26 protein-coding genes are annotated in these 25,630 nt (G+C 68.0%); 16 read left to right on the top strand and 10 right to left on the bottom strand.

The annotated features are described in order from the left end of the window. Positions 1-7: 7 nt before the first annotated feature. Genes ACWDSJ_RS11435 through ACWDSJ_RS11410 form a run of 6 tightly spaced genes read right to left on the bottom strand, consistent with a single transcriptional unit; the run spans position 8 to position 8,130 of the window. Positions 8-1,312 carry an LLM class flavin-dependent oxidoreductase gene (locus ACWDSJ_RS11435; RefSeq protein WP_450031244.1) on the bottom strand — a complete coding sequence of 435 codons (1,305 nt, stop codon included), beginning with the start codon at positions 1,310-1,312 and terminating at the stop codon, positions 8-10. Further along, positions 1,309-3,027 carry an FAD-binding protein gene (locus ACWDSJ_RS11430; RefSeq protein WP_450031242.1) on the bottom strand — a complete coding sequence of 573 codons (1,719 nt, stop codon included), beginning with the start codon at positions 3,025-3,027 and terminating at the stop codon, positions 1,309-1,311. The genes ACWDSJ_RS11435 and ACWDSJ_RS11430 overlap by 4 nt, the downstream gene beginning before the upstream one ends. Next, the gene (locus tag ACWDSJ_RS11425; protein ID WP_450031241.1) at positions 3,024-3,989 is read right to left on the bottom strand and encodes a 3-carboxyethylcatechol 2,3-dioxygenase; all 966 of its coding nucleotides are present in this window, start codon (positions 3,987-3,989) and stop codon (positions 3,024-3,026) included. The genes ACWDSJ_RS11430 and ACWDSJ_RS11425 overlap by 4 nt, the downstream gene beginning before the upstream one ends. Then, positions 3,946-5,592 (bottom strand): bifunctional 3-(3-hydroxy-phenyl)propionate/3-hydroxycinnamic acid hydroxylase, encoded by a 1,647-nt coding sequence (locus ACWDSJ_RS11420; RefSeq protein ID WP_450031239.1) that lies wholly within the window; start codon positions 5,590-5,592, stop codon positions 3,946-3,948. Before ACWDSJ_RS11420 ends, ACWDSJ_RS11425 begins: the two co-directional genes overlap by 44 nt. Position 5,593: 1 nt before the next feature. After that, positions 5,594-6,457, bottom strand: a complete 864-nt coding sequence (locus tag ACWDSJ_RS11415) for an alpha/beta fold hydrolase (protein WP_450031237.1) — start codon at positions 6,455-6,457, stop codon at positions 5,594-5,596. 32 nt (positions 6,458-6,489) lie between these two features. Then, positions 6,490-8,130, bottom strand: coding sequence for an FAD-dependent oxidoreductase (locus ACWDSJ_RS11410; protein ID WP_450031235.1), 1,641 nt, complete (start codon positions 8,128-8,130; stop codon positions 6,490-6,492). A 161-nt stretch (positions 8,131-8,291) separates the two neighbouring features. Here ACWDSJ_RS11410 and ACWDSJ_RS11405 point away from each other — a divergent pair, with 161 nt between their 5' ends. From ACWDSJ_RS11405 to ACWDSJ_RS11370, 8 genes are all read left to right on the top strand, one after another. Then, positions 8,292-9,383, top strand: coding sequence for an amidohydrolase family protein (locus tag ACWDSJ_RS11405; protein WP_450031233.1), 1,092 nt, complete (start codon positions 8,292-8,294; stop codon positions 9,381-9,383). Positions 9,384-9,714: 331 nt separating this feature from the next. Beyond that, complete coding sequence (locus tag ACWDSJ_RS11400; protein ID WP_450031231.1) at positions 9,715-10,809, top strand: amidohydrolase family protein; 1,095 nt, start codon at positions 9,715-9,717, stop codon at positions 10,807-10,809. Continuing rightward, complete coding sequence (locus ACWDSJ_RS11395) at positions 10,810-11,202, top strand: Rieske (2Fe-2S) protein (protein ID WP_450031230.1); 393 nt, start codon at positions 10,810-10,812, stop codon at positions 11,200-11,202. A gap of 11 nt (positions 11,203-11,213) precedes the next feature. Beyond that, positions 11,214-12,635, top strand: coding sequence for an NADH-ubiquinone oxidoreductase-F iron-sulfur binding region domain-containing protein (locus tag ACWDSJ_RS11390; protein ID WP_450031228.1), 1,422 nt, complete (start codon positions 11,214-11,216; stop codon positions 12,633-12,635). Then, the gene (locus ACWDSJ_RS11385; protein ID WP_450031226.1) at positions 12,632-12,868 is read left to right on the top strand and encodes a ferredoxin; all 237 of its coding nucleotides are present in this window, start codon (positions 12,632-12,634) and stop codon (positions 12,866-12,868) included. The genes ACWDSJ_RS11390 and ACWDSJ_RS11385 overlap by 4 nt, the downstream gene beginning before the upstream one ends. Next, positions 12,861-13,181: a hypothetical protein gene (locus ACWDSJ_RS11380; protein ID WP_387360320.1), complete on the top strand. Its 321-nt coding sequence runs from the start codon at positions 12,861-12,863 to the stop codon at positions 13,179-13,181. The genes ACWDSJ_RS11385 and ACWDSJ_RS11380 overlap by 8 nt, the downstream gene beginning before the upstream one ends. Continuing rightward, entirely contained in the window at positions 13,166-14,155 is a 990-nt protein-coding gene (locus tag ACWDSJ_RS11375) for an enoyl-CoA hydratase/isomerase family protein (protein WP_450031224.1), read from the top strand. Before ACWDSJ_RS11380 ends, ACWDSJ_RS11375 begins: the two co-directional genes overlap by 16 nt. A gap of 14 nt (positions 14,156-14,169) precedes the next feature. Further along, entirely contained in the window at positions 14,170-15,036 is an 867-nt protein-coding gene (locus tag ACWDSJ_RS11370; protein WP_450031555.1) for an alpha/beta fold hydrolase, read from the top strand. Positions 15,037-15,049: 13 nt separating this feature from the next. Here ACWDSJ_RS11370 and ACWDSJ_RS11365 read toward each other — a convergent pair whose 3' ends face one another. After that, on the bottom strand, positions 15,050-15,604 hold the full coding sequence (locus tag ACWDSJ_RS11365; protein ID WP_450031222.1) for a hypothetical protein: 555 nt from the start codon (positions 15,602-15,604) through the stop codon (positions 15,050-15,052). Between the two features lie 101 nt (positions 15,605-15,705). Further along, complete coding sequence (locus tag ACWDSJ_RS11360) at positions 15,706-16,179, bottom strand: hypothetical protein (RefSeq protein ID WP_450031220.1); 474 nt, start codon at positions 16,177-16,179, stop codon at positions 15,706-15,708. Positions 16,180-16,360: 181 nt separating this feature from the next. Between ACWDSJ_RS11360 and ACWDSJ_RS11355 the strand changes: the two genes are divergently transcribed. From ACWDSJ_RS11355 to ACWDSJ_RS11325, 7 genes are all read left to right on the top strand, one after another. Next, entirely contained in the window at positions 16,361-16,684 is a 324-nt protein-coding gene (locus ACWDSJ_RS11355; protein ID WP_450031218.1) for a hypothetical protein, read from the top strand. A 221-nt stretch (positions 16,685-16,905) separates the two neighbouring features. After that, positions 16,906-18,318 carry an alpha/beta hydrolase gene (locus ACWDSJ_RS11350; RefSeq protein WP_450031216.1) on the top strand — a complete coding sequence of 471 codons (1,413 nt, stop codon included), beginning with the start codon at positions 16,906-16,908 and terminating at the stop codon, positions 18,316-18,318. Beyond that, positions 18,315-18,881 (top strand): hypothetical protein, encoded by a 567-nt coding sequence (locus ACWDSJ_RS11345; protein WP_450031214.1) that lies wholly within the window; start codon positions 18,315-18,317, stop codon positions 18,879-18,881. The genes ACWDSJ_RS11350 and ACWDSJ_RS11345 overlap by 4 nt, the downstream gene beginning before the upstream one ends. A 40-nt stretch (positions 18,882-18,921) precedes the next feature. Continuing rightward, positions 18,922-19,314: a hypothetical protein gene (locus tag ACWDSJ_RS11340; RefSeq protein WP_450031212.1), complete on the top strand. Its 393-nt coding sequence runs from the start codon at positions 18,922-18,924 to the stop codon at positions 19,312-19,314. A gap of 69 nt (positions 19,315-19,383) precedes the next feature. Continuing rightward, on the top strand, positions 19,384-20,424 hold the full coding sequence (locus ACWDSJ_RS11335; protein ID WP_450031210.1) for a fatty acid desaturase family protein: 1,041 nt from the start codon (positions 19,384-19,386) through the stop codon (positions 20,422-20,424). Between the two features lie 60 nt (positions 20,425-20,484). Next, a complete protein-coding gene (locus ACWDSJ_RS11330) occupies positions 20,485-21,303 on the top strand; it encodes a PIG-L family deacetylase (RefSeq protein WP_450031208.1) in 819 nt (272 codons plus the stop codon). 75 nt (positions 21,304-21,378) lie between these two features. Continuing rightward, entirely contained in the window at positions 21,379-22,185 is an 807-nt protein-coding gene (locus ACWDSJ_RS11325) for an LLM class flavin-dependent oxidoreductase (protein WP_450031206.1), read from the top strand. Positions 22,186-22,252: 67 nt separating this feature from the next. Here ACWDSJ_RS11325 and ACWDSJ_RS11320 read toward each other — a convergent pair whose 3' ends face one another. Then, the gene (locus ACWDSJ_RS11320) at positions 22,253-22,855 is read right to left on the bottom strand and encodes a hypothetical protein (protein WP_450031204.1); all 603 of its coding nucleotides are present in this window, start codon (positions 22,853-22,855) and stop codon (positions 22,253-22,255) included. Positions 22,856-22,887: 32 nt separating this feature from the next. Beyond that, on the bottom strand, positions 22,888-23,781 hold the full coding sequence (locus tag ACWDSJ_RS11315; RefSeq protein ID WP_450031202.1) for a Scr1 family TA system antitoxin-like transcriptional regulator: 894 nt from the start codon (positions 23,779-23,781) through the stop codon (positions 22,888-22,890). Between the two features lie 137 nt (positions 23,782-23,918). On the opposite strand from ACWDSJ_RS11315, the gene ACWDSJ_RS11310 reads away from it, so the two are divergent. Next, positions 23,919-25,271 (top strand): helix-turn-helix domain-containing protein, encoded by a 1,353-nt coding sequence (locus ACWDSJ_RS11310; protein WP_450031200.1) that lies wholly within the window; start codon positions 23,919-23,921, stop codon positions 25,269-25,271. Positions 25,272-25,630 lie beyond the last annotated feature (359 nt).

Raw genomic sequence — 25,630 nt, 5'->3', positions numbered from 1 at the left:
TTCTCGCCTACTGCTGCTGTTCGTCCTTGAGCCGCTGGGCGGCCTGTACGCGTCCCTCGTTGATCTCGGCCATGGCCTCGGGGATCTCGCTGGCGGTGAACTTGCCGCCGCGTCCGGTGGGCAGCCCGCCGAAGGCGTAGGTCTCGTCGAACTCGGGGGAGGGCAGCGGCCTGCGGCGCTTCTCGACCTTCTCGATGACCGGTTCGAGCCGTTTCGCCTTGTCCGCCACGGCCTTCGCGTCGCGTTCGATGAACTCCGGCAGCACGTGCTTGCCCATGAGCTCGATGGATTCCATCGTGGCCTCGTGGCTGCGCGGGTTGAGCAGCAGGATGATCTCGTCGACCCCGCTCTCCTCGTAGCTGCGCAGGAATTCGCGCACGGTGTCGGGCGAGCCGATCGCGCCGCGGCCGGGACCGTAGGCCAGCGTCTCGTCCTCTTTCACCGCGTCGAGGTAGCGCTCCCAGACACCGGTGCGACCGGGGGTGTGCTGACCGGTCATGTAGTAGTGCATGATCCCGAAGGAGAAGAACCCGCCGCCGACGCCGAGCCGCTGGACGGCCTGTTCGTCGGTGGGCGCCACCATCATCGACAGATCGCCGCCGATGGCGAGGATGTTCGGATTGATCTGCGGGATGGTCGGCGCGGCCTTGTCCTCGAACTCCTGGTAGTACCCACGCACGCGGTCGCCGAGCGGGCCGGGCCCGGTATACGCGAAGCTGAGCGCGCCGATACCCTTCTGCGCGGCCATCTGCACCGACGACGGCCGGGTGCACGCCACCCACACCGGCGGATGCGGGCGCTGGTACGGCTTGGGAATCACGTTGCGGGCGGGCATTTCGATGTGTTCGCCCTTGAACCCGGTGAACGGCTCCTCGATCATGCAGCGGATGGCGACGTCGAGCGCCTCCTCCCACTGCCCGCGCTTGTCGGCCGGGTCGATATTGAATCCGCCGAGTTCACCGACCGACGACGATTCGCCGGTGCCGAACTCCACCCGCCCGTTCGAGATCAGGTCCAGGGTGGCGACGCGCTCGGCGACACGGGCGGGATGGTTGATCGCGGGCGGCAGGTGCATGACGCCGAATCCGAGCCGAATGTCCTCGGTGCGCTGGCTCGCCGCGGCCAGGAACATCTCCGGGGCGGTGGAGTGGCAGTACTCCTCCAGGAAGTGGTGTTCGGTCAGCCAGACGGTGGCGAAGCCCGCCTTGTCGGCGGCCTCCACCTCGTCGAGGCCGTCGCGGAACATCTCGTGTTCGTCCTCGGGCACCCACGGCCGCGGCAGCGCGAATTCGTAGAACAGGGATATCTTCATTGGTTTCCTCCGTGGGAGTCCGAAATGTGCTGGGCCGCTATGTATCCGAAGGTCATGGCGGGGCCGATGGTGGCGCCCGCGCCGGCGTAGCTGCGGCCCATGACCGCGGCCGAGGTGTTGCCGGTGGCGTACAGTCCCTCGATCACCGAACCGTCGGCGCGCAGGACCCGGGCGTGCTCGTCGGTGCGCAGTCCGCCCGAGGTGCCGAGGTCGCCGAGCACCATCCGGAATGCGTAGTAGGGCGGCTTGCCCAGCGGCCGCAGGTTGGGGTTGGGCAGGGTGGGGTCGCCGTAGTAGTTGTCGTAGACGCTGTCGCCGCGGTTGAAGTCGTCGTCGTGACCCGTGCGGGCGAGTTGGTCGAAGCGTTCGGCGGTGGCGCGCAACCGATCCGGCGGCACGTCGATCTGCGCGGCGAGGTCCTCCCAGGAGTTCGCGGCCTTCACCACGCCGGACTCGAGCCACTGGGCGGGGATCTTCCGGCCCGTGGGCACCGGCGCGAACGGGATCTTGGGCAGCGGCAGATGTCCGGCGATGACGTACCGGTGCCAGGAGCGGGCGTCGGTGATGAGCCAGCTGGGGATGTGCCGGACCCCGGTGCGTTCGCCCGCGAGCATGGCGTGCCCGAAGTCCATGTAGGGCGCGGCCTCGTTGATGTACCGCTCGCCCGCGCCGTTGACGATGAACTGGGCGGGCATCATGCGCTCGTTGAGCATGAATTGCATGCGCCCGTCGGGCCATTGGATGGCGGGGAACCACCACGCCTCGTCCATCAGGTCGGTGTCCGCGCCGATCCGCTGGCCCGCGCGGATGCCGTCGCCCATCGACGCGGGATTGCCGAAACTCCAGTCCTGTTCGATGACCGGTTCGAGTTCCTTGCGCCAGGCCATATCGTGGTCGAAGCCGCCGGTCGCGAGGATCACCCCGCGGGTGGCGCGCACCCGCAGGCGGGTGCCCTCCTTGTCGACGACCGCGCCGACGACCGACCCGTCCTCGGCGGTGATCAGCTCGAGCATCGGGGCGTCGAGCCACAGCGGAATGTCGTGCTCGCGCAACGCGAGTCGCAGCCGGGCCACCAGCGACTGCCCGATGGCGGCGATCCGGTCGCCGAACACGCGGGCGCGGAACATCCGCCACACCAGCTTCACCAGCACGGCCTTACCGCGCCAGGACTGCCGCACCCGGTAGAACAACCGAAGGTCCTTGGGGCCCAGCCAGATTCCCTTCGGCGCGAGCGCGAGCGGGGCGAGCAGCAGTTCCTCGTCTTCGCCGAGGACGCGCAGATCGATGGGCGGCACATTGATGGTGCTGCCCTGCGGGTCGCCGCCGGGAAGTTCGGGGTAGTAGTCGGCGTAGCCGGGTTTCCACACGAATTCCAGCCAGCGGCTCTGGCTTTCGAGGAATTCCATCATCTCCGGGGCCTTGGCCACGTAGGCGCGCAGGCGTTCCTCGGTGACCAGGCCCTGGGTGATGGCCTTCAGGTACTCGACCACGGCCTCCGGGTCCGGGGTGTAGCCGTCGCGGCGCTGCGCGGGCGCGCCCGGCACCCAGATACCGCCGCCGGACAGCGCGGTGGAGCCGCCGTAGCGCGGGGACTTCTCGACGACGAGGGTGTCGAGCCCGGCGGCGCGGGCGGTGAGGGCGGCGGTCAGGCCGCCCCCGCCGGATCCGATGACGAGGACGTCGACGGTCCGGTCGAAGCTCGGTTCGGGGGTCACACTCGCCTCCGGTCGGTGCGGTCCCGCTCGGGAAGCGCTGTGCGCAGGGCGAATCCGGCGATGAGCGCGGGCGCGGGTCGGTAGTAGTGGTGGATGGTGCGGTAGGGGCCCTGGCTCGCCAGGGCCGCGAAGGCCGCGATCCAGGTGCGGATCTCGTGGGCGGAGTTGCCCGCCTCGCGGGTGATCTCCGCGGTGGTCCAGGCGTCGAGGTCGGGCAGCCGGTTGCCGTCGATCACGTCGAGGAACCGCCGGTCCCAGTCCGGGTTGAGCGGCCGGGAAGGTCCCGCGCCGGAGGCGAATTCGCGGGCGGCGGCGATGACCTGTTCCTGGCGGGCGGCACGGCGTTCGGCGGTCATGGGCCCGCCGTGCAGGATGCGGTCGCGCACCGGCCCGGTGGCGGTAGCCAGCGTGGGCACCGGCGGATCGTGGGACAGGCCGCCCGATCCGATCACCAGCACCCGCCGGTCGAGCCCGGCCAGGTACTCCCCCACCGCCGCGCCCAGCGCCCGCACTCGGGCGAGCGGACCCAGCGGCGCGGCAACGGCATTGACGAAGATCGGCACCACCGGCACGGCGGTCGCGTCGCCGAGCAGCCGTTGCAACGGCTGCACCGTGCCGTGGTCGACGTCCATGTCCATCGATACCGCGAGATCGACCCCGGCCGCGAGCACCGACTCGGCGAGATCGGCGGCCACGTCGGCGGGCACGGGCAGCGGGCCGGAGTGGGTGCCGTAGTCGCCGACGCCCCGGGCCGCGAGGCCGACGCAGAACGGCGGCATGAGCCGGTAGAAGAACCCGTTGTAGTGATCGGGCGAAAAGGTCACCACGAGTTCGGGTTCGAAGTCGCGCACGAACTCCGCCGCCCCCGCCAGCGCCCGCTCGATATCGTCGAGCAGGTCGCGGTCGGGCCCGGGGAGGTCAAGAAGCGGGCTGTGCGAGGCGCAGCACAGGGCCAGCGGCATCGTCACCTCCCGGAGTGAGCGTGAGGGTGTCGGCGAGTTCGGCGGCGAGGTCCGGCGCGAGTTGCGCGATGGTCGCCCCCGCGATACAGCGGTCCGGGCGCAGGAACAGCACCGAGTCGGCGTGTCCGTCGAACCAGCGTTTGAGCGCGCCCGTGCGGTCGCCGACGATGACGACATCGGGATCGTCCTGTTCGGTCCAGTGCAGCTGTGCTTGCGGCCGGGCGGCAATGAACTTGGCGCCCAACGCCTTCCATCGCGCGAAGGCGTCCTCGCCGAGCAGCCTGCGCGGCTGATTGTTCCAGCACAGCACCGTGAACCACGGGCCGAGCACATCGTCGAGCAGGACCCCGGCGTGTTCGCGGGTGTCCACCCGCGGCTGCACGAACAGCGTGCCCACCGCCGATTTCGGCGACCGCGACCAGGTGTGCACGACCGCGCCGCGGTCGTAGCGCGGCATCGGCTTGAACCGCATCCCGAGCACGTACCGCTTCACCGGCGGAATCGCCGCCGCGAGCCGCACCAGCGCGTCGCGCGCGGCGGCCACCCTGCGGTCGGTGGGCGAGATGACCCGGCCCACCAGCGTGGACAGGTCGATCATGGCGCGCGCGTGGTTGCGTCGCTCGAGGTCGTAGCTGTCCAGCAGCGCGTCGGTGGCCTTGCCGGTCACCACCGCTGCCAGCTTCCAGCCCAGATTCGCCGCGTCGCGGATGCCGCTGTTGTAGCCCTGCCCCTGCCACACCGGCATCAGATGCGCGGCGTCGCCCGCCAGAAGGACACGGCCCCTGCGGAATTCGCCCGCGATGCGGGAGTGGTGGGTGTAGAGGCGGCGGCGGATGATGTCGAGCCGTTCCGGATGCGGCACCAGCGGGGCCAGCATCCCGGCCACGAATTCCGGATCCTCGGCCTGCGCGTCGGTCTCGTCGTCGTGGATCATGAATTCGAACCGGCGGATGCCGTGCGCGATCGACACCGACACATTGGGGCGCGCCGGATCGGCGGCGACCTCGATATTGGGGTGGCCCAGTGGGTCGGTGGCGAGATCGATGACCAGCCAGCGGGTCGGGGAGGTGGTGCCGTCGAAGCTGACGCCCATCTGTTTGCGGGTGGCGCTGCGGCCGCCGTCGCAGCCGACGACGTAGCGCGCCGTCGTCACGGAAATGCCTGTCTCCGTGGACAATTCGACCCGGACGTGCTCCCCGGTGTCCACGCAGGCGGTCATGGCCGTCGACCAGGCCACCTCGACGCTGTCGAACCGGTTCAGCCCCGCCAGTAGCTCCGCGTCGACCAGCGGCTGTACGAACCCGTTGCGCTTGGGCCAGCCGAACGAGGTGTCGCTGGGCGCGATCTCGGCCAGCAACCGGCGGCGCGCGTCCACGAACCGCATGATCTGGTCGGGCGTGGTGTGCGGCAGGATCGCGTCGGCGAGCCCGATGGCCTGGAAGGTGCGCAGCGATTCGTCGTCCAGGCCGACGCCGCGCGGATAGTCGATGAGGGTCGCGCGCTCCTCCACCACCCGGGTGCGCACGCCGTACATCCCGAGCATATTCGCCAGCGTGAGGCCGACCGGCCCCGCGCCGACGATGAGGACATCGGTGTCGGTCATGTCAGCCGCCCAGCAGGAAGCCCAGATGCAGGGCGTCGAAGGTCTCGGCGTCCTCGTACTGCGGCCAGTGCCCGCAGTCGGACATCACCTCGAAGCGCGCGCCCGGGATCATCGAGGCGATCCGGCGGCCCTCGGCGACGTCGGCGGTCGGATCGTGACTGGTCCACAGCACCAGCGTCGGCGCGGTGATGGCGCCGTACTCCTTGGGGCCCAACAGGTTCCGTTGCCGGATGTCGGGGCCCTGCAATGCCATGATGTCGCGCATGGCGGCCACGAAGCCGGGCTGGCGGTATACGCGCTGCCTGCTGGCCACCAGATCGTCGTAGTCCTTGGTCTTGTCGGCCATCAGCCACTTGATCCGCGCCTGCACCGTCTCCCACGTCGGATCCGAGACCGCGGCCATCGAGAGATTCACGATGCGCGCCATGACCTCCGGGTCCGCCTGCGACCCGCCCGCGGTGTTGAGCACCAGCCGATCCACCCGGCTCGGATGGTCCACGGCCGCGCGGGCGGCCACCCACCCGCCCAGCGACTCACCGCTGATGTGCGCGCGATCCGCGCCGATCACATCGAGGAAACCGATGAGATGCTCGACGTAGTGAGCGATTTCGAGCGGATGACCGGGCTTGCCGGTGTACCCGTGGCCCAGCATGTCGATTGCCCAGGTATCGAAGTGCTCGGCGTGCGCGGCCAGATTGCGCACGTACGCCTCGGCGTGCCCGCCCGACCCGTGCAGCAGCACCAGCGACGGCTGCGCGGGATCACCGGCGTGCAGGTAGCGGGTGCGCACCCCGCCCACGTCCAGGTACCCCTGGCTGAACGCCACGCCCTGGAGATCGCTCCAGATGCTCTCGTACTCCGACAACTGTCCTCCTCCGTCCGCCCGTCGCGCCGCGCTCACGGCTCCACCGATTTGCCGGTCGCCGCCGCGTGCCCGGCCCGGTACCCGAAAACCATTGCGGGCCCGATGGTTCCGCCCGCCCCGCCGTAGGCCCGCCCGGTCGGCCCGCCCATCGCGTTGCCCGCCGCGAACAGGCCGCCGATCACCGAACCGTTCACATGCAGCACGCGGCCGTCGCGATCGGTGCGCGGCCCGCCCTTGGTTCCCATCGCGCCCACGCTCACCGGGACCGCGTAGTAGGGGGCGGTGTCGAGGGGGCCGAGGGTGCGGCCCGCGAGGGTGGTGGCGTGCTCGTCGCCCCAATACCCGTCGTAGGCGCTCGAGCCGCGGCCGAAGTCGGGATCGGACCCCGCCGCCACCGCGCGGTTCCACCGTTCCACGGTCGCCCGTAGCCCGTCGGGATCGATGCCCGTTCTGGCCCCGAGCTCCGCGAGATCGTTTGAGGCACAGAACCATTCGGGCACCTCGTCGCCGGGTGCGATGCCGAGGAAACCGTAGCGGCGCAAATGTTCGGCGTCGAACACGATCCACGCCGGATCGTTGACGTAGCCGTGCCTCGGGTCGAGATAGTGGAAGGCCCCGGCCATGGAGTTGTACTCCCCGGCCTCGTTGGTGAACCGCCTGCCCGCCCGATTGACCATGATGCTGCGCGGCCGGGTCCGCTCGAGCCGCACGCTGCGGCTGCGCGGGTGCCCGTCGATGGTGTCGCCGGGAATCCGCACGATCGGCACCCACCACGCCTCGCCCATCGTCGACAGGTCCGCGCCGTGCGCCATCGCCATCCGCAACGCGTCGCCGGTGTTGTTGGGCGGGGACACCGCGCCGTGCATCGGGCCGCGCAGATACGTTTGGGTCAACCGCGCGTCCCATTCGAACCCGCCCGCCGCCAGCACCACACCGCCGCGCGCGCGGATCGTGGATTCGCCTGTGGCCGTGGCGATTCGGACGCCCGCGATCACACCGTCGGCGGCGATCAGCTCGACCGCCCGCGCGCCCGTGCGGATCTCGGCCCCGGCGGCGAGCACCCCCGACAGCAGGCTCGCCACCAGCGCGGTCCCGGCCACGCACAGATCGGCCGATTCCGAGGTCACCCCGGTGTGCAGCCGGGCCCGGGTCTCGGCGTCGAACCCGACATTGCTCCAGTCCGGCGGGAACGCGGTGATGCGGTCGCGCCACTCCCCCAGCCGCACCAGGTCGAAGGCCACCGGGCTCAGCGACCGCCCGCCGCCCGGCTTCCCGCCCGGCAACTCCGGTTTGTAGTCGGGGAAGCCCGCGGCGATCTCGAACCGCAGCGGGCTGTGCCGCTCGACGAAGTCGACCATCGTCGCGCCCGTGCGCACGAATGTCTCGACCAGTTCGTCGTCCATCGCGCCCAGCGACTGGGCGTGCAGATAACTCAGCGCGTCGGCCACCGTCAACGGGCCATCGGGTGAGCGGTCGTGCGCCGGGATCCACGCGATGCCGCCGGAGACAGCGCTGGTGCCACCGACCGTGGCCACCTTCTCGCACACCAGCACCGACGCACCGGCCACCGCGGCCGTCAGCGCCGCCGTCAAACCCGCTGCGCCGCTGCCGATCACGGCGACATCGACCTCGGTGTCCCAGGAGGTGACCTGCGATTCCCGCTGCGAAGACACGGTGTAGACCTCGATTCTCTGTTGAACAGAATCGTATTCTCATACGGTCGATACTGCAATCTCGGAGATCGGCCGCAGCGGCGGCGCTTGCCCGGCCGAACCACCGAGAGTAATGTTCTCATACAGAGAGAATTAGATTTCGATCAACCGAGAGACTTCAGATGATCCGACTGTCCGACGGCACCGACCTGCCGGTGATCGACGCGAGCGTGCACATCTTCTTCGCGTCGAACCGCGACCTGCGGAGCTTCCTGCGCGAACCGTTCACCAGTCGCGGGATACCCGATCCGGAGATGGATTGGTACGGGGCGCCAGGCGGGGAGTACGCGAAGGGCACCCGCGGCCCGGACAAGGGCTATCCGGGTTCGGATCCGGCGTTCGTCGCCCGGCAGCTGTTCGCCGAGCGCGGTGTGGATGTGGCGGTGCTGCATCCGATGACGCGCGGCATCCTGCCCGACCGGCATCTGACCTCGGCGGTGCTGGCCGCGCACAACGAGATGATGGTGACGCGCTGGCTCGAGCACGCCGAGTTCGGCGACCGCTTCCGCGGCACGATCCGGGTCAATCCGGAGGACATTCCCGGCGCGCTGCGCGAGGTCGAGCGCTGGGGCGGGCACGAGCGGGTGGTGCAGCTCGGGGTGCCGCTGCAATCGCGCGAGCTGTACGGCAAACCGCAGTTCTGGCCGTTGTGGGAGGCGGCCGCGGCCGCGGGCCTGCCGGTGGCCGCGCACATCGAGACCGGAGAGTCGATCGCCTTGCCGCCCACGCCTTCCGGGCACACCCGCACCTATGAGCAGTACGTCGGGTTCATGGGCCTCAACTACGTCTATCACCTGATGAACATGATCGCCGAGGGCGTGTTCGAGCGACTGCCGGGCCTGCGGTTCGTCTTCGCCGACGGCGGCGCGGATCTGCTGACGCCGTTCATGTGGCGGATGGACACCTTCGGGCGGCCGCATCTCGAGCAGACCCCGTGGGCGCCGCGCATGCCCAGCGACTACCTGCCCGGCCACGTGTATTTCGTGCACGGCGGCCTGGACGGTCCCGGGGACGCCGAGTTCGCCGCGGAGTGGTTCGCGTTCACCGGCAAGCAGGACACGGTGATGTTCGGATCCAGTTACCCACACTGGCACTGCGCCGACATCACCGCGCTGCCCCCGGCCCTGTCCGCCGAACAGCGCGCGAACCTGTGCTGGCGCAACGCTTCCCGCCTGTACGGCATCGACATCCCCGCCACGGCCGCGGCCCGTTGACGACATCCGAGGGAGGACGACCATGACCTTGGCCCATCGGCGCACCCACGATCCGGCACCCGGGGGGTCGGCCCGGCAGGGTGCTTCGGGTCCCGAGCTGGTACCCGGGGGCTCGGCCCGGCAGGGCGCTTCGGGTCCCGAGCGGGCACCCAGGGGCTCAGCCCGCCAAGGTGTTTCGGGTCCCGAGCTGGCACCCAGGGGCTCGGCCCGGCAGGGTGTTTCGGGTCCGGAGCTGGTATCCGGGGGTTCGGCCCGCCAGGGTGCTTCGGGTCCCGAGCTGGCACCCGGGGGCTCGGCCCGGCAGGGCGTTTCGGGTGCCGAGCTGGTACCCGTGCGGGTGGTGGACTCCGACGTGCATCCGGTGCCGCGGCGCGGCGAGCTCGTGGAGTACATTCCCGAGCCGCAGCGTGGCGCGTACTTCCTCAGCCATCGGGTCGGCGACACCATCGTCTACGACGCCCCGGATTACGCGCACTCCTATGCCATGCGGGTGGATACCTTCCCCGCGGACGGCGAATTCCCGGGCAGCGACCCGGAATTGGCGTTCCGGCAGCTGATCGTGGAGGCGGGGTCGGATATCGCCATCCTCGAGCCGACGGTCAAGGCGTGCCGGCTGCCGGAGGCGACCAGCGCGCTGGCGACGGGCATCAATCACTGGCTGGCCAACCACTGGCTCGATCCGAAGCACAACTGGCATCAGCGCTGGCGCGGCTCGATCTGCGTGGCCATCGACGATCCGGTGGCCGCGGTGCGCGAGATCGAGCAGTGGGCCGGGCATCCGTACATGGCGCAGATCCTGATCAAGGCCGAGCCGCGGCCCAGCTGGGGCGATCCGCGGTACCACCCGATCTGGGCGGCGGCGGTGAAACACGATCTGGTGGTGAGCTGTCATCTGAGCCGCGGCTCGTACGAGACCATGCCCATGCCGCCGGTCGGATTCCCCAGCTACAACCACGATTTCATGGTCAGCTACTCGCTGCTGGCGGCCAATCAGATCATGAGCCTGATCTTCGACGGCGTCTTCGACGCGTTCCCGGCGCTGCGGATCGTGTTCGTGGAGCACGCGTTCACCTGGATCCTGCCGCTGATGTGGCGGATGGACGCCGTCTACGAACAGCGCAAGGCGTGGACGACGATCAAGCGCAAGCCGTCGGAGTACGTCAAGGAGCACATCCGCTTCACCACCCAGCCGCTGGACTATCCGGAGGACAAGACCGAGCTGACGCGGGCGTTCGAGTGGATGGAGGCGGAGAAGATCCTGCTGTACTCCTCGGACTATCCGCACTGGACCTTCGACGATCCGCGCTGGCTGGTCAAGCATCTGCCCGAGCCCGCCCGCGAACGGGTCATGTTCCGCAACGGCATCGAGACCTATCACCTGCCCGAGTCGATCCCGGCCGTCGACGGCCAGCGGCGGGTGTTCTAGATGACGGCCCAACCGGAACGGCCCCGCCTCGCGCAGGGCCGGGAGCACGTCGTGGCCACCGTCGCCGAAATCCCGCCCGGCACTTCGAAAGTCGTGCCCATCGGGCGGCACGGGGTGGGGGTGTTCAATGTCGGCGGCACCTTCTACGCCATCGCCAACTACTGCCCGCACGAGGGCGGTCCGCTGTGCGCGGGGCGGCCGCGCGGGCGCACGGTCGTCGACGAGTCGGTGCCCGGCGACGCGGTGATGGTGCGCGACGGAGAGTTCATCTACTGCCCGTGGCATCAGTGGGGGTTCGAGCTGGCCACGGGGACCACCCCGGTGAAACCGGAGTGGAGTATCCGTACCTATCCCGTACGTGTCGTCGGTGACGACGTCGTGGTCACGGCCTGAGGGGAGGGGCGGTGCTGGATACTGTCGAGCCGCGGGGGCTCACGCTCGGCGCGCTACCGGGATGCCCGCCTCGGCTGCTGCGCACGACCGCCGCGGGCATGAACCCTGACGACGACGGGGCGCGTTCCGTGGATTCGGTTGCCGCCCTTGGCGAGAGCGCCGCGCTCCGACCAGAGGACCTGGTCATCACTCGCGGCGAGAGCGCGGCGCTGCGAGCCGAGGGCCTGGCCGCCTATCGCGCCGAGGGCGGGTATCGCGCGTCGGGCTCCGCGCAGGACGTGCTGAATGCCGTGCGCGAGAGCGGATTACGGGGGCGGGGCGGCGCGGCGTTCCCGCTCGCGGTGAAGCTGGCGACGGTGCGTGCGGCCGGGTTGGACGGTGCGGAGACGGTCGTGGTCGCCAATGGTGAAGAGGGCGAACCGGCTTCGGTGAAGGACAAGTGGTTGTTGCGGAATCGGCCGCATCTGGTGTTGGACGGGTTGCGGCTGGCGGCGGGGGTGGTCGGGGCGCGGCGCGCGTATGTCTATCTCTCCGATGCCGAGGCGGCCGCCCGGGTCGACGCGGCGCTGAGCGAATTGGAGTCCTGGGCCGAGCTGGATTTCCCCGCAACAGAATTGGTGACCGTCGGCGCGGGTTATGTGGCCGGGGAGGAGACCGCCGCGGTCCGCGCGATCAACGGCGGCCCGGCGCTGCCGACCGATAAGCCGCCGCGCCCCTTCGAGCGCGGTGTCGATGGCGTGCCCACGGTGGTGAGCAATGTCGAGACGCTGGCCCAGCTGGCCTACCTCCACCGGCATGGGGCGGCGGAGTTCGGATCCGTGGGCACGCCCGCCTCGCCGGGGACGTTTCTGGCGACGGTCACGGGCGGTGGTCTGCCCCCGGGCTTGTACGAGCTGCCGCACGGCACGCCCGTCACGGAACTGCTTGCGCTGCACGGTATTTCACCTGACTCCGTGCGCGGCGCGCTGACCGGCGGCTACTTCACGGGCGTGCTGGGCCGGGAGGTGCTGGGGGCCACACTCGACCACGAATCCTTCCGCGCTCTGGGCGGCGGGCTCGGCTGCGGGGCGATCTCGTTCCTCACCACGGAATGCCCGGTCGCCGTCGGCGCCTCCGTGCTCGCGTACTTCGCCCGGGAGAACGCCGGGCAGTGCGGTTCCTGTTTCAACGGGACCGCGGCCATGGCGGCCGTCGCCGCGGCGCTGCGGGACGGGCTCGCCGACCCCGGCGACCTCGAACGGCTGCGGCGCTGGTCGGTCTCGCTGCGCGGGCGCGGGGCGTGCGGCACGCTCGACGCGGCGGTGAATATGGCGGCAACGCTGCTGAATCGGTTCCCGGGCGAGGTGAACGCGCACCTCGAGGGCTCGTGCCGCGACTGCGCGGGCGGACCCTATCGCGCCGAACGCCCCTTCGCGGTGGAGGCGCTGCCGTGAGGATCCGCCTCGACAAGACCCTCTGCGACGGGTTCGGGATCTGCGCGCGGCACGCGCCCGCGTATTTCTCCCTCGACGACTGGGGTTACGCCGCGCTCGAGGGTGACGGCACGGTGCCGCCCGAGGACCGCGACAGCGTCCTGCGCGCGCTGCTCGACTGTCCCGCCCACGCCATCATCGCGCTGTCGGACGCGACACGAGCCGAAGAGATCCGGAAGGACACCGATGTCTGAGTCGAAGATGCTCGTCTTCTCGAATGCCGTTGCGGGACAGGACGACACGTTCAACGAATGGTACGACACCGAGCACCTGGACGACGTGCGGGCCGTGCCCGGGGTGGTCTCGGGTCAGCGGTTCGACGTGGTGCCCAGCGGCCTGCCCGGCGGCGAGTCCCCCGCCCACCGCTATCTCGCCGTCTACGACATCGAGGGCGATCCGGCGACGGTCGTGGCGGAGTTCATGAAGCGCGCCGGGGCCGGGGAGATCCCGTTGAGTCCCGCGCTGGACCTCACGACCTTGGCGGTGTCGGTATGGCGCGCTCGGTGAACAACGGCTCCCGGGTGCGGGCTCGGGAACGCGCCGCCGCGGAGAAGATGATCCGCTACGACAAGGACGTCGAAACCCGCATCGCGACAATCACTTTCGACCGTCCCGACCACCTCAACGCCCCCACCATCGCCGCGCGTCTGCGCTACGCCGACCTCCTGCACCGGGCGAGCATCGATGACGACGTCAAGGTGCTGGTCATCCGCGGCGAGGGTGAGGACTTCGGCTCGGGCGCGGACCTCCCCGAATTCCTGGAAGCCCAGAACGACCCCGATCCGGGCCACCTCCTGAGCGAGTACCGGATAGGTCCGGACGAGGTACGGTATCCCCCACGCGGCTCGTTCCGGCACGGCGCGAATATCGGTGCCTGGTACGGGAATTCGGCCGCGGGGTGCCGGAGTTTGCAGGAGTTCAAGAAGATCAGCATCGTGGAGGTGAAGGGCTACTGCTACGGGTGGCACTTCTACCAGGCCACCGACGCGGACCTCGTCATCTCCTCCGACGACGCGCTGTTCGGGCATCCGTCCTTCCGGTACTACGGGTGGGGGCCGCGCATGTGGACGTGGGCGCAGACGATGGGGTTGCGGAAGTTCCAGGAGATGGTGTTCACCGGGCGGCCGTTCACCGCTCGGGAGATGCTGGACTGCAATTTCCTGAACAAGGTTGTCGCGCGGGAGGAGCTCGAGGCGGAGACGGCGAAGTACGCGCTGGCCTGTGCGCGGAATCGGCCGGTGGACACGGTGTTCATGCAGAAGGTGTTCTTCGAGGTGATGAAGCAGCAGCAGGGGGAGTACATGGGGAGTCTGTTGGCGGGGATGTTCGAATCCATTGGGGGCCATGCGCGGCCGGATGGGGATGAACTGATGCTGGCGCAGGCCCGGGAATCGGGGCTGAGCAATTCGGTGAAATCGAACGACGATCAGTTCCCGCCGGAGTTCCGATTGAGCAAATCGGGCCGGAAGAAGAAGGGGTAGTCGTGCCCGCGGAGATGGTGCGCGGCGGCCTGGTCGCCTACGAGATCCTCGGGGAGACAGGCGATCTCATCGTCCTGACGCCCGGCGGTCGGTTCGCCATGGACATTCCCGGATTGCGTCCCCTCGCCGAGGCGCTGGTGGCTGGCGGATATCGGGTGCTGTTGTGGGACCGGCCGAATTGCGGGTCGTCGGATGTGCAGTTCTACGGGCGGTCCGAATCCCATATGCGGGCAGAGACTTTGGCGGGGTTGCTGGGGGCGCTGGACCTCGGGCCGTGTGTGCTCGCGGGTGGGTCCGGTGGGGCTCGGGATTCCATGGTGACCGCGATCCTATACCCGGAGTTGGTCACGTCGCTGGTGTTGTGGAATATCGTTGGTGGGATCTACGGGACGTTCAATCTCGGTGCGTATTACGTGCTTCCGAGCTTGCAGACGGTGCGGGGGCGCGGAGTTGAGGGTTTGGTGCGGATGCGCGAGTGGCGTGAGCGCATCGCGGCCAATCCGCGCAACAAGCAGCGGCTGTTGGCGATGGACGCCGACGAGTTCGTCAAGCTGTCGTTGCGGTGGTTGAACGCTTACGTCCCCAAGCCTGGGCAGACGATTCCGGGGGTCGATGACGAGCTGTTCGATCGAATCCGGGTGCCTACGTTGATCATTCGGGGTGGGGAGAGCGATCTGGACCACCCCAAGCGGACGTCTCTGGAGGTGAGTTGTCTGATCAAGGGGTCGGTGCTGATCGATCCCCCGTGGCCTGAGGACGCGTGGGAGCGGGCTATGGAGGATCAGGCTCGGGGGCGGGTGGATCATTACAATATGTTCGATACGTGGGTGTTGGCCGCGCCCGCGATCCTGGAGTTCTTGGCGGACCAACGCACAACCTGACCTCTCCCCTACGTTACTCGAGTCCCATACGCATTCTCGCGGCGAATTCCGGTGATGCCGAGGGGAGGCGCCACCACCAGTGAGTGTCCGGAAGAGCAGCGGGGATACGATGATCCGGCAGCGGCTCGATGTATTGTGCTCGATCGTGCAGGATCTCGTCGATCTCCTCGAGGAGGTCGAGTTCTTCTTCACCGAAGGCCGAGGCGGCCTCAGGAAAGCTGTCGAGCAGCAACTGAATCGCGGAGCGTCGGATACTGGGCGCAACCCAGCCGTCGACAATCGCGCTTGCCGAAACCGTGAAGGTTCTGTTGATATAGCTGTACAAGGTGCGTTGGTTTGCCGCCACCAGCGAACCGATCGTGCGGCGGAACTCCGCCAGATCGGCGTCGGAGGGCCGGTCCGAGGATTCGAGTACCGCCTGTAGTTTAACGAGCGTTTCCATCGCATAGGTGAAACATCGGACACGGCGGCGATGGTCATCCGATCTGGCCCCCTCCAGTTCGAGCGAGAGCTTCAAGTCCGCACATGCGGAAGCCCTTAGCTGGTCGAGGTTGGACAGATTGGTCATTGCGTTACGCTGCCTTGGTATTTCCATAGCTTGCGATACAGGCTGTACAGACGGAGCTGTGGCGCTGCCTTCAGGATCACCGAAGTCCGATCGGTTCGAGATCAGTGGGTACTGATGCGCACCTCGCAGTTCAACGCCGCTTCCAGAGCGGTGTGGATGCGGCTCTCCGGGATGCGGTCGAGGGCCTGCTTCGGAAGGGATACGCGGACAATGTCGTAGCCGTCGGCGTCGGGTTCGCGGGTGATGTCGGCGGTGAGGCCGAAACCGGCGAGGACGCCGTGGGCGTCGTCGTCGGTGCCTCGGCTGATGTAGGTGAGGGGGCCTGCTTGGGGGTGGGTTCCGAACGCGTTGGCGCACAGGGTGATTGCGGGCTCAGGGTCGGTTTCCGGGTGCTCGGTGGTGATGAGTAGTCGAATCTCGCGGCGGTGGCGGGGCAGTGCGGCGGGATCGGTGTCGAGCACCTCCGCGCCGAGGGCTCGGGCGCTTTCGGTCAGCGTCGCGATGCCGGATTCCAACTCGGCAGCGGTGAGTTCGCCTGCGGGATCGACGTTTACGCGCAGCACGGCGGTTCTCATGATCGAATTCTAGCGGATCGGCGGGGTTCGGGAAACGAATGGCAACCGCTGGGGATATCCTTCCGCATTCCCCGGCGTGCGAGTTTCGGCCCGGCGCAATGAAATTACATTTCTGAATCATTTTCATATTCCGGACACAGCGACAGAGGGGGGTCCGTCATGTTAATCTTCCTCGAAAGCTTTGCTGTTGGCGCTCGGCTTTCAGGGGGAAACATTGGCCGACATGCTTCAAGCGGACCTGGATACGCTGCATCGACTCGGGGATACGCTCGCCGACCACGCGGATGCCATTGGGAAGATCAAGATTTCGGTGTCGATCGTCATGCCGGAGTCGCCGTTGCAGAATGTGGGGGCGCGGATCGGTGACGCGGTGATCGGGGCGTTCGGTCTCATCGGTCGGAATATTCGCGAGATGGCGGATGCGTCGAAGGCGGCGGCAAAGACTTATGAGGAGAACGATCGCGTATACGCCGACCAGTTGGTTCGGTATACCACGGGTGGGTGAGCGCGATGGCGACGATAAGTCATGTGCGGCACTGTGATCCGCAATCGCTGGTGGCCTTCGCGGCCGACGTGACCGCACAGAACGAGACCTTCACCGGGCGCATCGGGCGGATGAAACGCGACGTGGACGACGCGATGGCGGAGTGGAAGGGCGAGGGTGCCGCGGCCACCTCGGCCCGCGCGCTGGCGCACGGGCTGGCGGCGAATCACATCGGTGAGGACGTGCGGATCATCGCGGCCCTCGTGCACAGCTGCGGCGATGAACTCGACGGCTACCGCAGAGCGTTGCTGGGCATCGTCGACGCCGACGTCCCGCGCGGTGGCATGAAGGTCGACGACAGCGGCCGAGTCACCGCGCCCACGCTCCCCAACGCCGCGAATTCCATAGCGGTGCATTTCATCCAGAAACTGCTGGACGACGAGGCCGGTCACCTCCAGTCTCGAATCATGAACCTGCTGGCCCGGTTCGACGAGGCCGAACATCGAGCGGCACAGGCCATTACCGTCGAACTCCAACAGCTCGCCGGTTACCGGAAGAACCCTGAAGGTGAGCCACTGCGACCCCCGGTGTTGAGCATCATCGAAGGGCGGAAGCCGCTGCCGACCGATCCGGTTGCGCTCCATGACTTTTGGGAGACCTTGACCCGATCGGAGAAGGACGCCCTCTGGCAGCACGACAATTATCTGGGCAACCGCGACGGTATCCCGGTGATCGATCGCGACTACTACAACAGGATGAAACTCGACGACGAGATCGCTCGGGCCGATGCCGGGGATCCGGCGGTAAAGGACAAACTCGACGACCTGCGCACGACAGCGGCATCGCTCGCCGATTCCGACCGGTACCTTATGCTGCTCGACAGCCAGAGCGGCCGCAACACACATACGGCGATATCGATTGGCAATCCCGATTCCGCCGATTGCGTGGCCACCTATGTTCCCGGTACCGGTGCACGTCCCTCGAAAATGTCCGTCGATATGGAGAGGTGTTACCGCATGGCGACGAACGCCCAGATCAGCGGTGCCGCGAATCCGGCGGTGATCGCGTGGTTCGGATACGACACGCCCCCGATACCGGTGAACATCGATCAACACCTGGACCCGTTCGCCGCCGACGTGGACGACGCCTCGAACATCAAATACGCCGACGCGGGCGCATCGGCGCTGGACAAATTCCAAGAGGGACTACGCGCGTCGCACGAGGGACAGGTCTCGCACAATTCCGTGGTGGGGCACAGTTACGGCACCACACTGGTGGGCGACGCCGCCGCGCGGGACAGAAGGCTCGACGCCGACGCCGTGGTGCTCGTGGCGAGCCCCGGCACCACGGTGGACCACGCGTCCGATCTCCACCTCACCGGCGTCTCGCAGGACGAGGTACCGAAGCATATCTTCGCGACGAAGGCCGAGCACGACATCATCCAGCTCGCCCTGCTCCCAGACCCGTTCGGCCCCAACCCGAACAATCCCGACTTCGGCGCACAGGTATTCGCCTCCGACGCCGGTAAGGACAGTCCGTGGGGCGTCACCACCGACGCGCACAGCCAGTACTGGGACCTGGTCGATGGCAATCCGTGCAAGTCCCTGGTCAATATCGGCGACATCATCGCCGGAAACCCTCCCTCCGCCCGATGATCACCCGATTACGGTTCGCGACACTGGCCGTCTCGGCACTGACGGCACTGACGCTGTCGGCGGGCGGGTGCGCGAATCCTCGCCACAAGGAGAACGTTGCAGTGGATCGATCCCTCACCGAAGAGGCTGCCCGCCAAGGCATTTTCTCCTACCTTCAGAAGACTGCGGACGAAACCGGGATCGGTTTCTCACTGACACCCGACGGCACGAACTACGGCAAGCCCCTCGGCCCGCCGGGGCGCATGCCCTGCTTCGACGGATATCAGGAGCGCGGACCGCATCAGGTTCAGGCGAGCTACTGGGTGGTCGGCGTCCCCGCCGGACAGACCCAAAGCTATTTCGCGCGACTGCGCGACACCTGGAAGACCTGGGGCTGGCGGCTCAATGCCACGGCGACAAGCACTCTCGCGGGACTGGAAACCCCGGACCACTACACCTTCGCCCTGCGGGACACCGGAAAGGGCGACGGCTGGCTGAGCGTCACCGCGGGCTCCCCCTGCTTCCCGTACGAGGGTCTGGGCCCGACGACCCCTCATCCGACCCGGATCGATCCCAAGCCGTGACGGTGACCGACATCTCCCGTGCCGAACGGAGGTACAGCGAATGCAACCGCGCCCCAGCGACTTCGAGGAACTCGGCCGAAAAGTCCAACGCGCCCACCAAGCCCTCCAACAAATCCGCGGAACCGGCGTCGCACAAGGCATCCGAGTGATCATCGACGCCGAGAACCGCCTCCTCTCGGTCACCGTCGACGACGAACCCGCCATCCTCGCCGCCTACCGCGCCGCCCTCGCCGACAAACAACCCAAGGTCGACGAGGCCCTGCGTGAGCTCCGCGCCGACGCCCGCTTCGACGCCGTCTCCACCTTCACCGAGGCCAACGCGGCCCGGCAGCGGGCCGAGAACGCCCGCCGCCGACGCAAACGTGAGGAGGCCGAGGACCGTTTCTTCGAGAACCGCAATCGCAACGGCTGGTTCGACCACCCAGATGTATGATCCCCCCACACATTCCGTTTGCCTGGTCGTGGTCTGATCTCGGCATTCTGTTACCCGAGCAGACCGGCGATGGCAGGAGAGGAACGGATGCACGCCCTGGTGGTGGACGGCGTCGTGGGGTCGCGGGGTAGTGAGTACGCGGTGCTGATGCGGCGGCTGCGGGAGGCGGGGTTGTTGCATCGGCGGCGGCAGTATTACTACGGGAAGGGTGCGGGGGTGCTGCTGGCGTTGGGGGGCGGGTGGGCGGCGTTCGTCGCGGTCGGGGACTCGTGGTGGCAGGTGGGGGTCGCGGCGTGGTTGGCGATGGTGTTCGCGCAGTGCGCGTTTCTCGGGCACGACGCGGGGCATCGGCAGATCTTCGCGGGGCGGCGGGGGAACTATCTGACGGGTCTGCTGTTCGGGAATCTCGCGACGGGGGTGAGCATCGGGTGGTGGACCAGCAATCACAATCGGCACCACGCGCATCCGAACACCGAGGACGCGGATCCGGACATCATGGGGGTGCTGGCCCATTCGAGTGAGCGGGCGCGCACCGAGCGGAGTTTGCGCCGGTTCGTCTTCCGGTACCAGGCGTGGCTGTTCTTCCCGATGCTGTTGCTGGAGGGCTGGAGTCTGCACGTCCAGAGCGTTCGCGGGTTGCTGCGGTGGCCGCTCCGGCATCGGGGCGTCGAGGCGGCGCTGCTGGCCGTGCACGCGATCGGGTATCTCGGCGTGGTGTTCTCGGTGTTGCCGCCCGGTAAGGCGCTCGCGTTCGTCGTCGTGCAGCAGGGTCTGTTCGGGTTCTACATGGGCTGCACGTTCGCGCCGAATCACAAAGGGATGGAAGTACTTTCGGCCGCCGACGCCACCGACTTCCTGCGTCGTCAGGTGCTCACCTCGCGCAACGTCCGCGGCGGCCGCCTCACCGATCTGGCGTTGGGCGGGTTGAACTACCAGATCGAGCACCACCTGTTCCCGTCCATGCCGCGGCCCAATCTGCCGCGCGCCCAACCCCTGGTCACGCGGTTCTGCGCGGAGGTCGGCATCCCCTACCGCGAAACGACGCTGTGGGAGTCCTACGCCCAGGCGCTGCGCCACCTGCACGCGGTCGGACGACACGCCCGGCGCTGAGCGAAATCGGGCGTCACCGGCACGGAATGACCGCCCCGGTCCCTGGTGTTCAATGCCAGGGTGAACGCAACGACGCCACTGACGATCATGGCCGTACACGCCCATCCCGACGACGAGGTCATGAGCACCGGCGGAATCTTCGCCCGCTACGCCGCCGAGGGAATCCGCACGGTCCTGGTGACCTGCACCAACGGCGAACAGGGCGACGCGCCGGGCGGCATCAAGCCCGGCGAGCCCGGCCACGACGAGGCCGAGGTGCGCGCCCTGCGGCTGCGCGAACTCGAGGAGTCGGCGGCGCTGCTGGGCATCGAGCACGTCGAACTGCTCGGCTACCGCGATTCCGGAATGGACGGCTGGGACGCCAACCACGATCCCCGCGCGTTCAGCAACATCCCCGTCGAACAGGCGTCCGCCCGCCTCGCCGACCTCATCCGGCACTACCGTCCGCAGGTCGTCGTCACCTACGACGAGAACGGCAATTACGGCCACCCCGACCACATTCAGGCCAATCGCATTGCCGTCGCCGCGACCGAGGCGACCGATATCCCCGCCAAGCTCTACTACACCGCGATCCCCCGCGAGCCCTCCCTCGAGATGTTCGCGGCCCTGCGCGCGAGCGGCGCCGTCGATTTCGAGCCCCCGGCCGATTTCGGCACGCCGATGGACCGGATCACCACCGTCGTCGACGTCACCCCGTACGCCCCGCGCAAACTCAAGGCGCTCCAAGCCCACGGCAGCCAGAGCGACAGCATCATGCTGCTGAGCCTGCCCGCGGAAGTGCAGCAGGGCATCTTCGGCACGGAAACCTTTGTGCGCCACAGCAATCGGGTGGCGGGTGTGCCGGATCAGGAGACCGACCTGTTCGACGGGCTCCGCTGAACCCTGGCGCGGCCGATGAATTCCGCGCCGACTCGCCGTCCCAACGGGTGAATATCGACGATGAGGAGTTCAGCCATGACGAAACCGTTCCGCTTCGGGGTCGTTGCCCCGCTCTTGACCGACCTGCCGACCTGGCGTGAGCAAGCCCGCCGCATCGGCGACCTGGGTTACTCGACGCTGCTCGTGCCCGACTTCCCGCTCACCCAACCCGCGCCCGCGCCCCTGCTGACGATCGCCGCGGAGATCACCGACCTGCGCGTGGGCACCTGGGTGTACGCGTCCCCGCTGCGCGCGCCGTGGCTGACGGCGTGGGAATCGCATTCGCTGTCGCTGCTGACCGATGGACGCTTCGAGATGGGCATCGGCACCGGCCGGCCCGGCATCGAGGACGAGTTGCACGAGAAGGGCGTGGCCGACGTCCCGTCGCGAGGCGAGCGGCTGCCCCAGATCCGGGAGACCGTCGAGCGGTTGCGCGAATTGGACGGACCCGACCGGCACACCCCCGTCGCGATGGCCGTCCTCGGGCCGAAGGCGCGCGCCTTGGCCGCCGAGGTCGCCGACACGGTGACCTTCGTCCTGGGCGATCAACCGCGCGCCCAGGTCGCGCCGATGGCCAGCGAGTTCCGGGACAACGAGAAGGTCGAGCTCGCGCTCGCGGTACCGGCCGTCGGCGACTGGGTCGCACCGCACATGGCCCCGCCCGGCATCGACCCCGCCCAGTGGCGGGAGGCCGACGCGCTCACCGTCCTGCCCGACGATCCGGCCGCGGCGGTGGCGGAGATCCAGCGGCGGCGGGAGGAGATGGGGTTCTCGTATTTCGTGATCGGTGCGGGGGCCGCGGAGCGGTTCGGCCCGGTGGTGGCGGAGTTGGCGGGGCGTTAGGCGGTCGCGAACCGATGAGCGGTTCGCTCCGGTCCAATCCGTGCTGGCGGGGCAGGGACGACGCCGCTCAGCCCGCCGCAGGGGTCGGCACGACCTGCAACCCATCGATGAAACTGTCGATATCGGGTCGGTAGAGGTCTCGGTCGGCGGCCGTGGCCTCGACCAGCATTCGGATCGGATACAGCAATTCGCCTGCGGGACAATCGAAGTCGAGGAATTCGTGGTAGCGGTCGCCGCCCTCGGCGTCGGACGCGGGGTGGATTCCGCCGGAACGGGTGCCGCCGCGGCCGCATACCTGAACCGGCTCGGAGCGCCACTGCCGCCAAGGGCCCGCGTATGCGACGAACACGCTGGTGCGGTTGTCGGCGCGACGCGGTTCGGTCACGCGGAGGGTGATGGTCGCGCTGCCCGTCCGCCCGGCGAGCCGATCGGTGCGGCGCAACACCAGATCGGACTCGTCGTCCGGCGTGACCTGCCAGCCCCGCAGTTGCGGAAGGTGGAGCGTGAAGGGCAGATCGGGGCGCGCTCGGGTGGTGAAGACGGCTCCGTTCGCCGCGCTGGCGTCGCAGGTCGTGCGCGTGATCGGAGCCGATGTGGGCTCCGACTCGCCGCACGCGGTCACGCCCGTCGCCACGATGGCGGCGAGAACCAGATGCCGAATTCTCATCACGGTCGGCAGCCTATCCGGCCGACCCTCGCGGGTCATGCCCCCAGTTCATCCGATATTCTGAGAAGCATTGCGCTGGAATCGCTTTCGCTCAGCGCCACGCGGCGGAGTTCGGGAATCACGGATTTGTAGCTGGCCACCTCGGCCGAGCGTTCGAGGTAGAGGTTGCCGACGTATTCCTCGATGTAGATCAGTGGCGGTTCGAGGAAACGGGTGTGGGGCAGGAGGGGGAATTCGAGGAGGGCGAAGGGGCCGGTCAGCGCGCCGATGTGATTGCGGGTGTCGAAGGGGACGATACGGACGGAGACATTGGGACGCTCGGCGAGTTCGGCGAGGTGGCGACGTTGTTCGGCCATCACCCCGGGGCCGCCCCATTCCTCGCGAATCGCCGCCTCGGACAGGATGATCTCGGCGTGGAAGGACAGATCCTCCAGTCGCCGAGCGTGTTTGAGGGATCGGTCGATGCGGCCCTCGATCAGATCCGCGGGGGCATTGGGGAATTCGGTCCAGGCGACGGCACGGCAGTAGTCCGGCGTGCGCACGATCTTCGGCAACAGGATGACCGACCACGCCGTCATCCGGGTGGCCGCGTCGTCCACCGCCGAGTACGGGTCGGGGTCGCCTTCGGTACGGTCCAGGTGCGGACGCCACCAGCCGCCACCGTTCTTCGCCGTGGTACGCACCTCCCGGGCCAACGCGAGAATCATGCGCCGATGCTCGTCGGAGATGCCGTAGTTGTCGCACAGCGTATTCATGTACAAGTCGCTCGCCGAACGCACGGAAAGGCCGTCCTCGAGGCGACCCATCGTCTGCGGCGAGATCCCGAGAATTCGGGCGGCCTGGAATTGACTCATGGCCGCCATATTCCGGAACTTCATCAATTGCCGGCCGAGCGCTCGTCGCGCCACCGTCGAACCCGCTGCGGGCATATTTGTTTCCTTTGCTATCGAATGAACCTGTCTGCCACAAGCTTCCGGGAAATTCTTCGGCCATCCCAGCCACAAACCTGGCACGAAGGCCGTACTCTTCTCCCATTGATCATCAATCGCAGGGGTGAGGGGTGGGCATGGTCGTCAGCACATGGACGAAGATCGAGGTTCGGGCACTGCGCAAGGCCGCCCTGCGGATGACGCAGGAGCAATTCGCGGAGGCGCTCGGGTTCAAGGTCGAGACGATTCAGAAGTGGGAGCAGAAGTGTACGGCCGAGCGGCCGGTCAAGGGCGGGTCGGCCGAGGCGTTGGATACGGCGTATGCGCGGTTGGAGGAGGGGCAGCGGGAGAGGTTTCTGGCGGAGCTGTCGCGGGTGCGGGGCGGGGGGCATGCTGGTAGTGGCGGAACGACGTTCGCTGTGGCGGTACCAGGTGGTACCGGTTCCCTTGACTTCGATACCGACACAGGGGAAGTCGATGACGAGATGAGACGGCGCGAACTGGGCAAGTTGGCGGCAGCGGCCACGGGCACCGCGATCTTGGTGCGGGACGGGCAGATTCGGCTCGGGATGGCCGACGCTCGCCGAATTATGGCAGAGGTCGAGGCATTCAGACGACAAGATCGGGAGGCGGGCGGCGCGGCGTTGCTCGAACCCGCGCTTCGGCATTTGCAGGCGGCCAAGGAATTCCTCGACCGCGGCGCGTACGACAACGCAACCGGCAAGGCGTATGCCAGCGCGGTGGGCGAGTTGGCATCGATAACCGGCTGGCTCGCTTACGACGCCGATCGTCACGAACTGGCGCGTCGATGTTACGCCGAGGCAATGACTTTGGGCACAGAGGCCGACGACAACGACCTGATCGCACATGTCTGCATGGGTGCGGCCAACCTCGCATACGTTCTCGCGCGTACCGGCCGGGGCGGAAGTCCTTACCGCGCACTGCAATTCGCCGACCGGGCTCGCACGCTGGTGCGCGGACGGCCGCCGGGCCGGATACACGCGTTGATCGCCATCCGCGAAGCGCAGGCATACGGCCTGCTCCGCGATCGGACAGCGTTCAACCGAGCCGTCGCGACCGCATGGCGAGAACTCGACCAAGCCTTCCAGCTCGAGCCGTTGGCGGAGGCTCCGAAGTGGCTGCACTTCGTCAGACACGCGGAAGTCGTTGATCATGAGGCACGCGCCCACGCCGATCTCGGCGACCTCTCCAAGGCTGCGGAATTGTTCGCGACCGCCGCCGAGAGCCCGACCCAGACCCGAAACGCCACCATCATCCGCGCGTGGTCGGCCGCGAGCAGAGCGCAGCTCGGCGACACGACCGGTGCGTTGGAGCATGGCTCTCAGGCTTTGCTGAAGCTGTCTTCCATCAGTTCGACTCGGACGCTGCGTGTTCTGGAGCCGGTTCGCACTGCCGTGGACAACGTGGCGTCGGGGGCCGAATTCCGGGAGCTGTACGACAGTTTGGCGCGGAAGGCGGCCGGTAGGTGACAGTCCGACGGGAGGTTCTCGAACACCGGCGGCGATCCAGGCCCACGCTGGACGAGACATGGTAAGGACGGCCACCGCCGCTGCAAGGTGGAGGCAGCCCCGTTCGGCGACCTGCGCCACTCGCCCCGAAAACGCGCCACCCTACTCGTAGACCCCACCAGCTCCCGCGCCTACGACCGCTACCGCCACTGGGGCTGGCACAAGGTCGGCTGGCTCCGCCCCCAACCTCCCGAACGCCCCCTCGCTTCGACGTCCTGATCCGTGAATTCACGCAACCGTGAGCGAATCCAGCCGCGGCGGGGTGTGAGTTCCCGAGTCGTCGAGGAGAGCCATGAGCGCGGCCTCCACCTCGGCTGCGC

This window comes from Nocardia sp. NPDC003482 (assembly GCF_053588115.1).
This window is presented reverse-complemented; position numbering and strand designations above follow the sequence as displayed.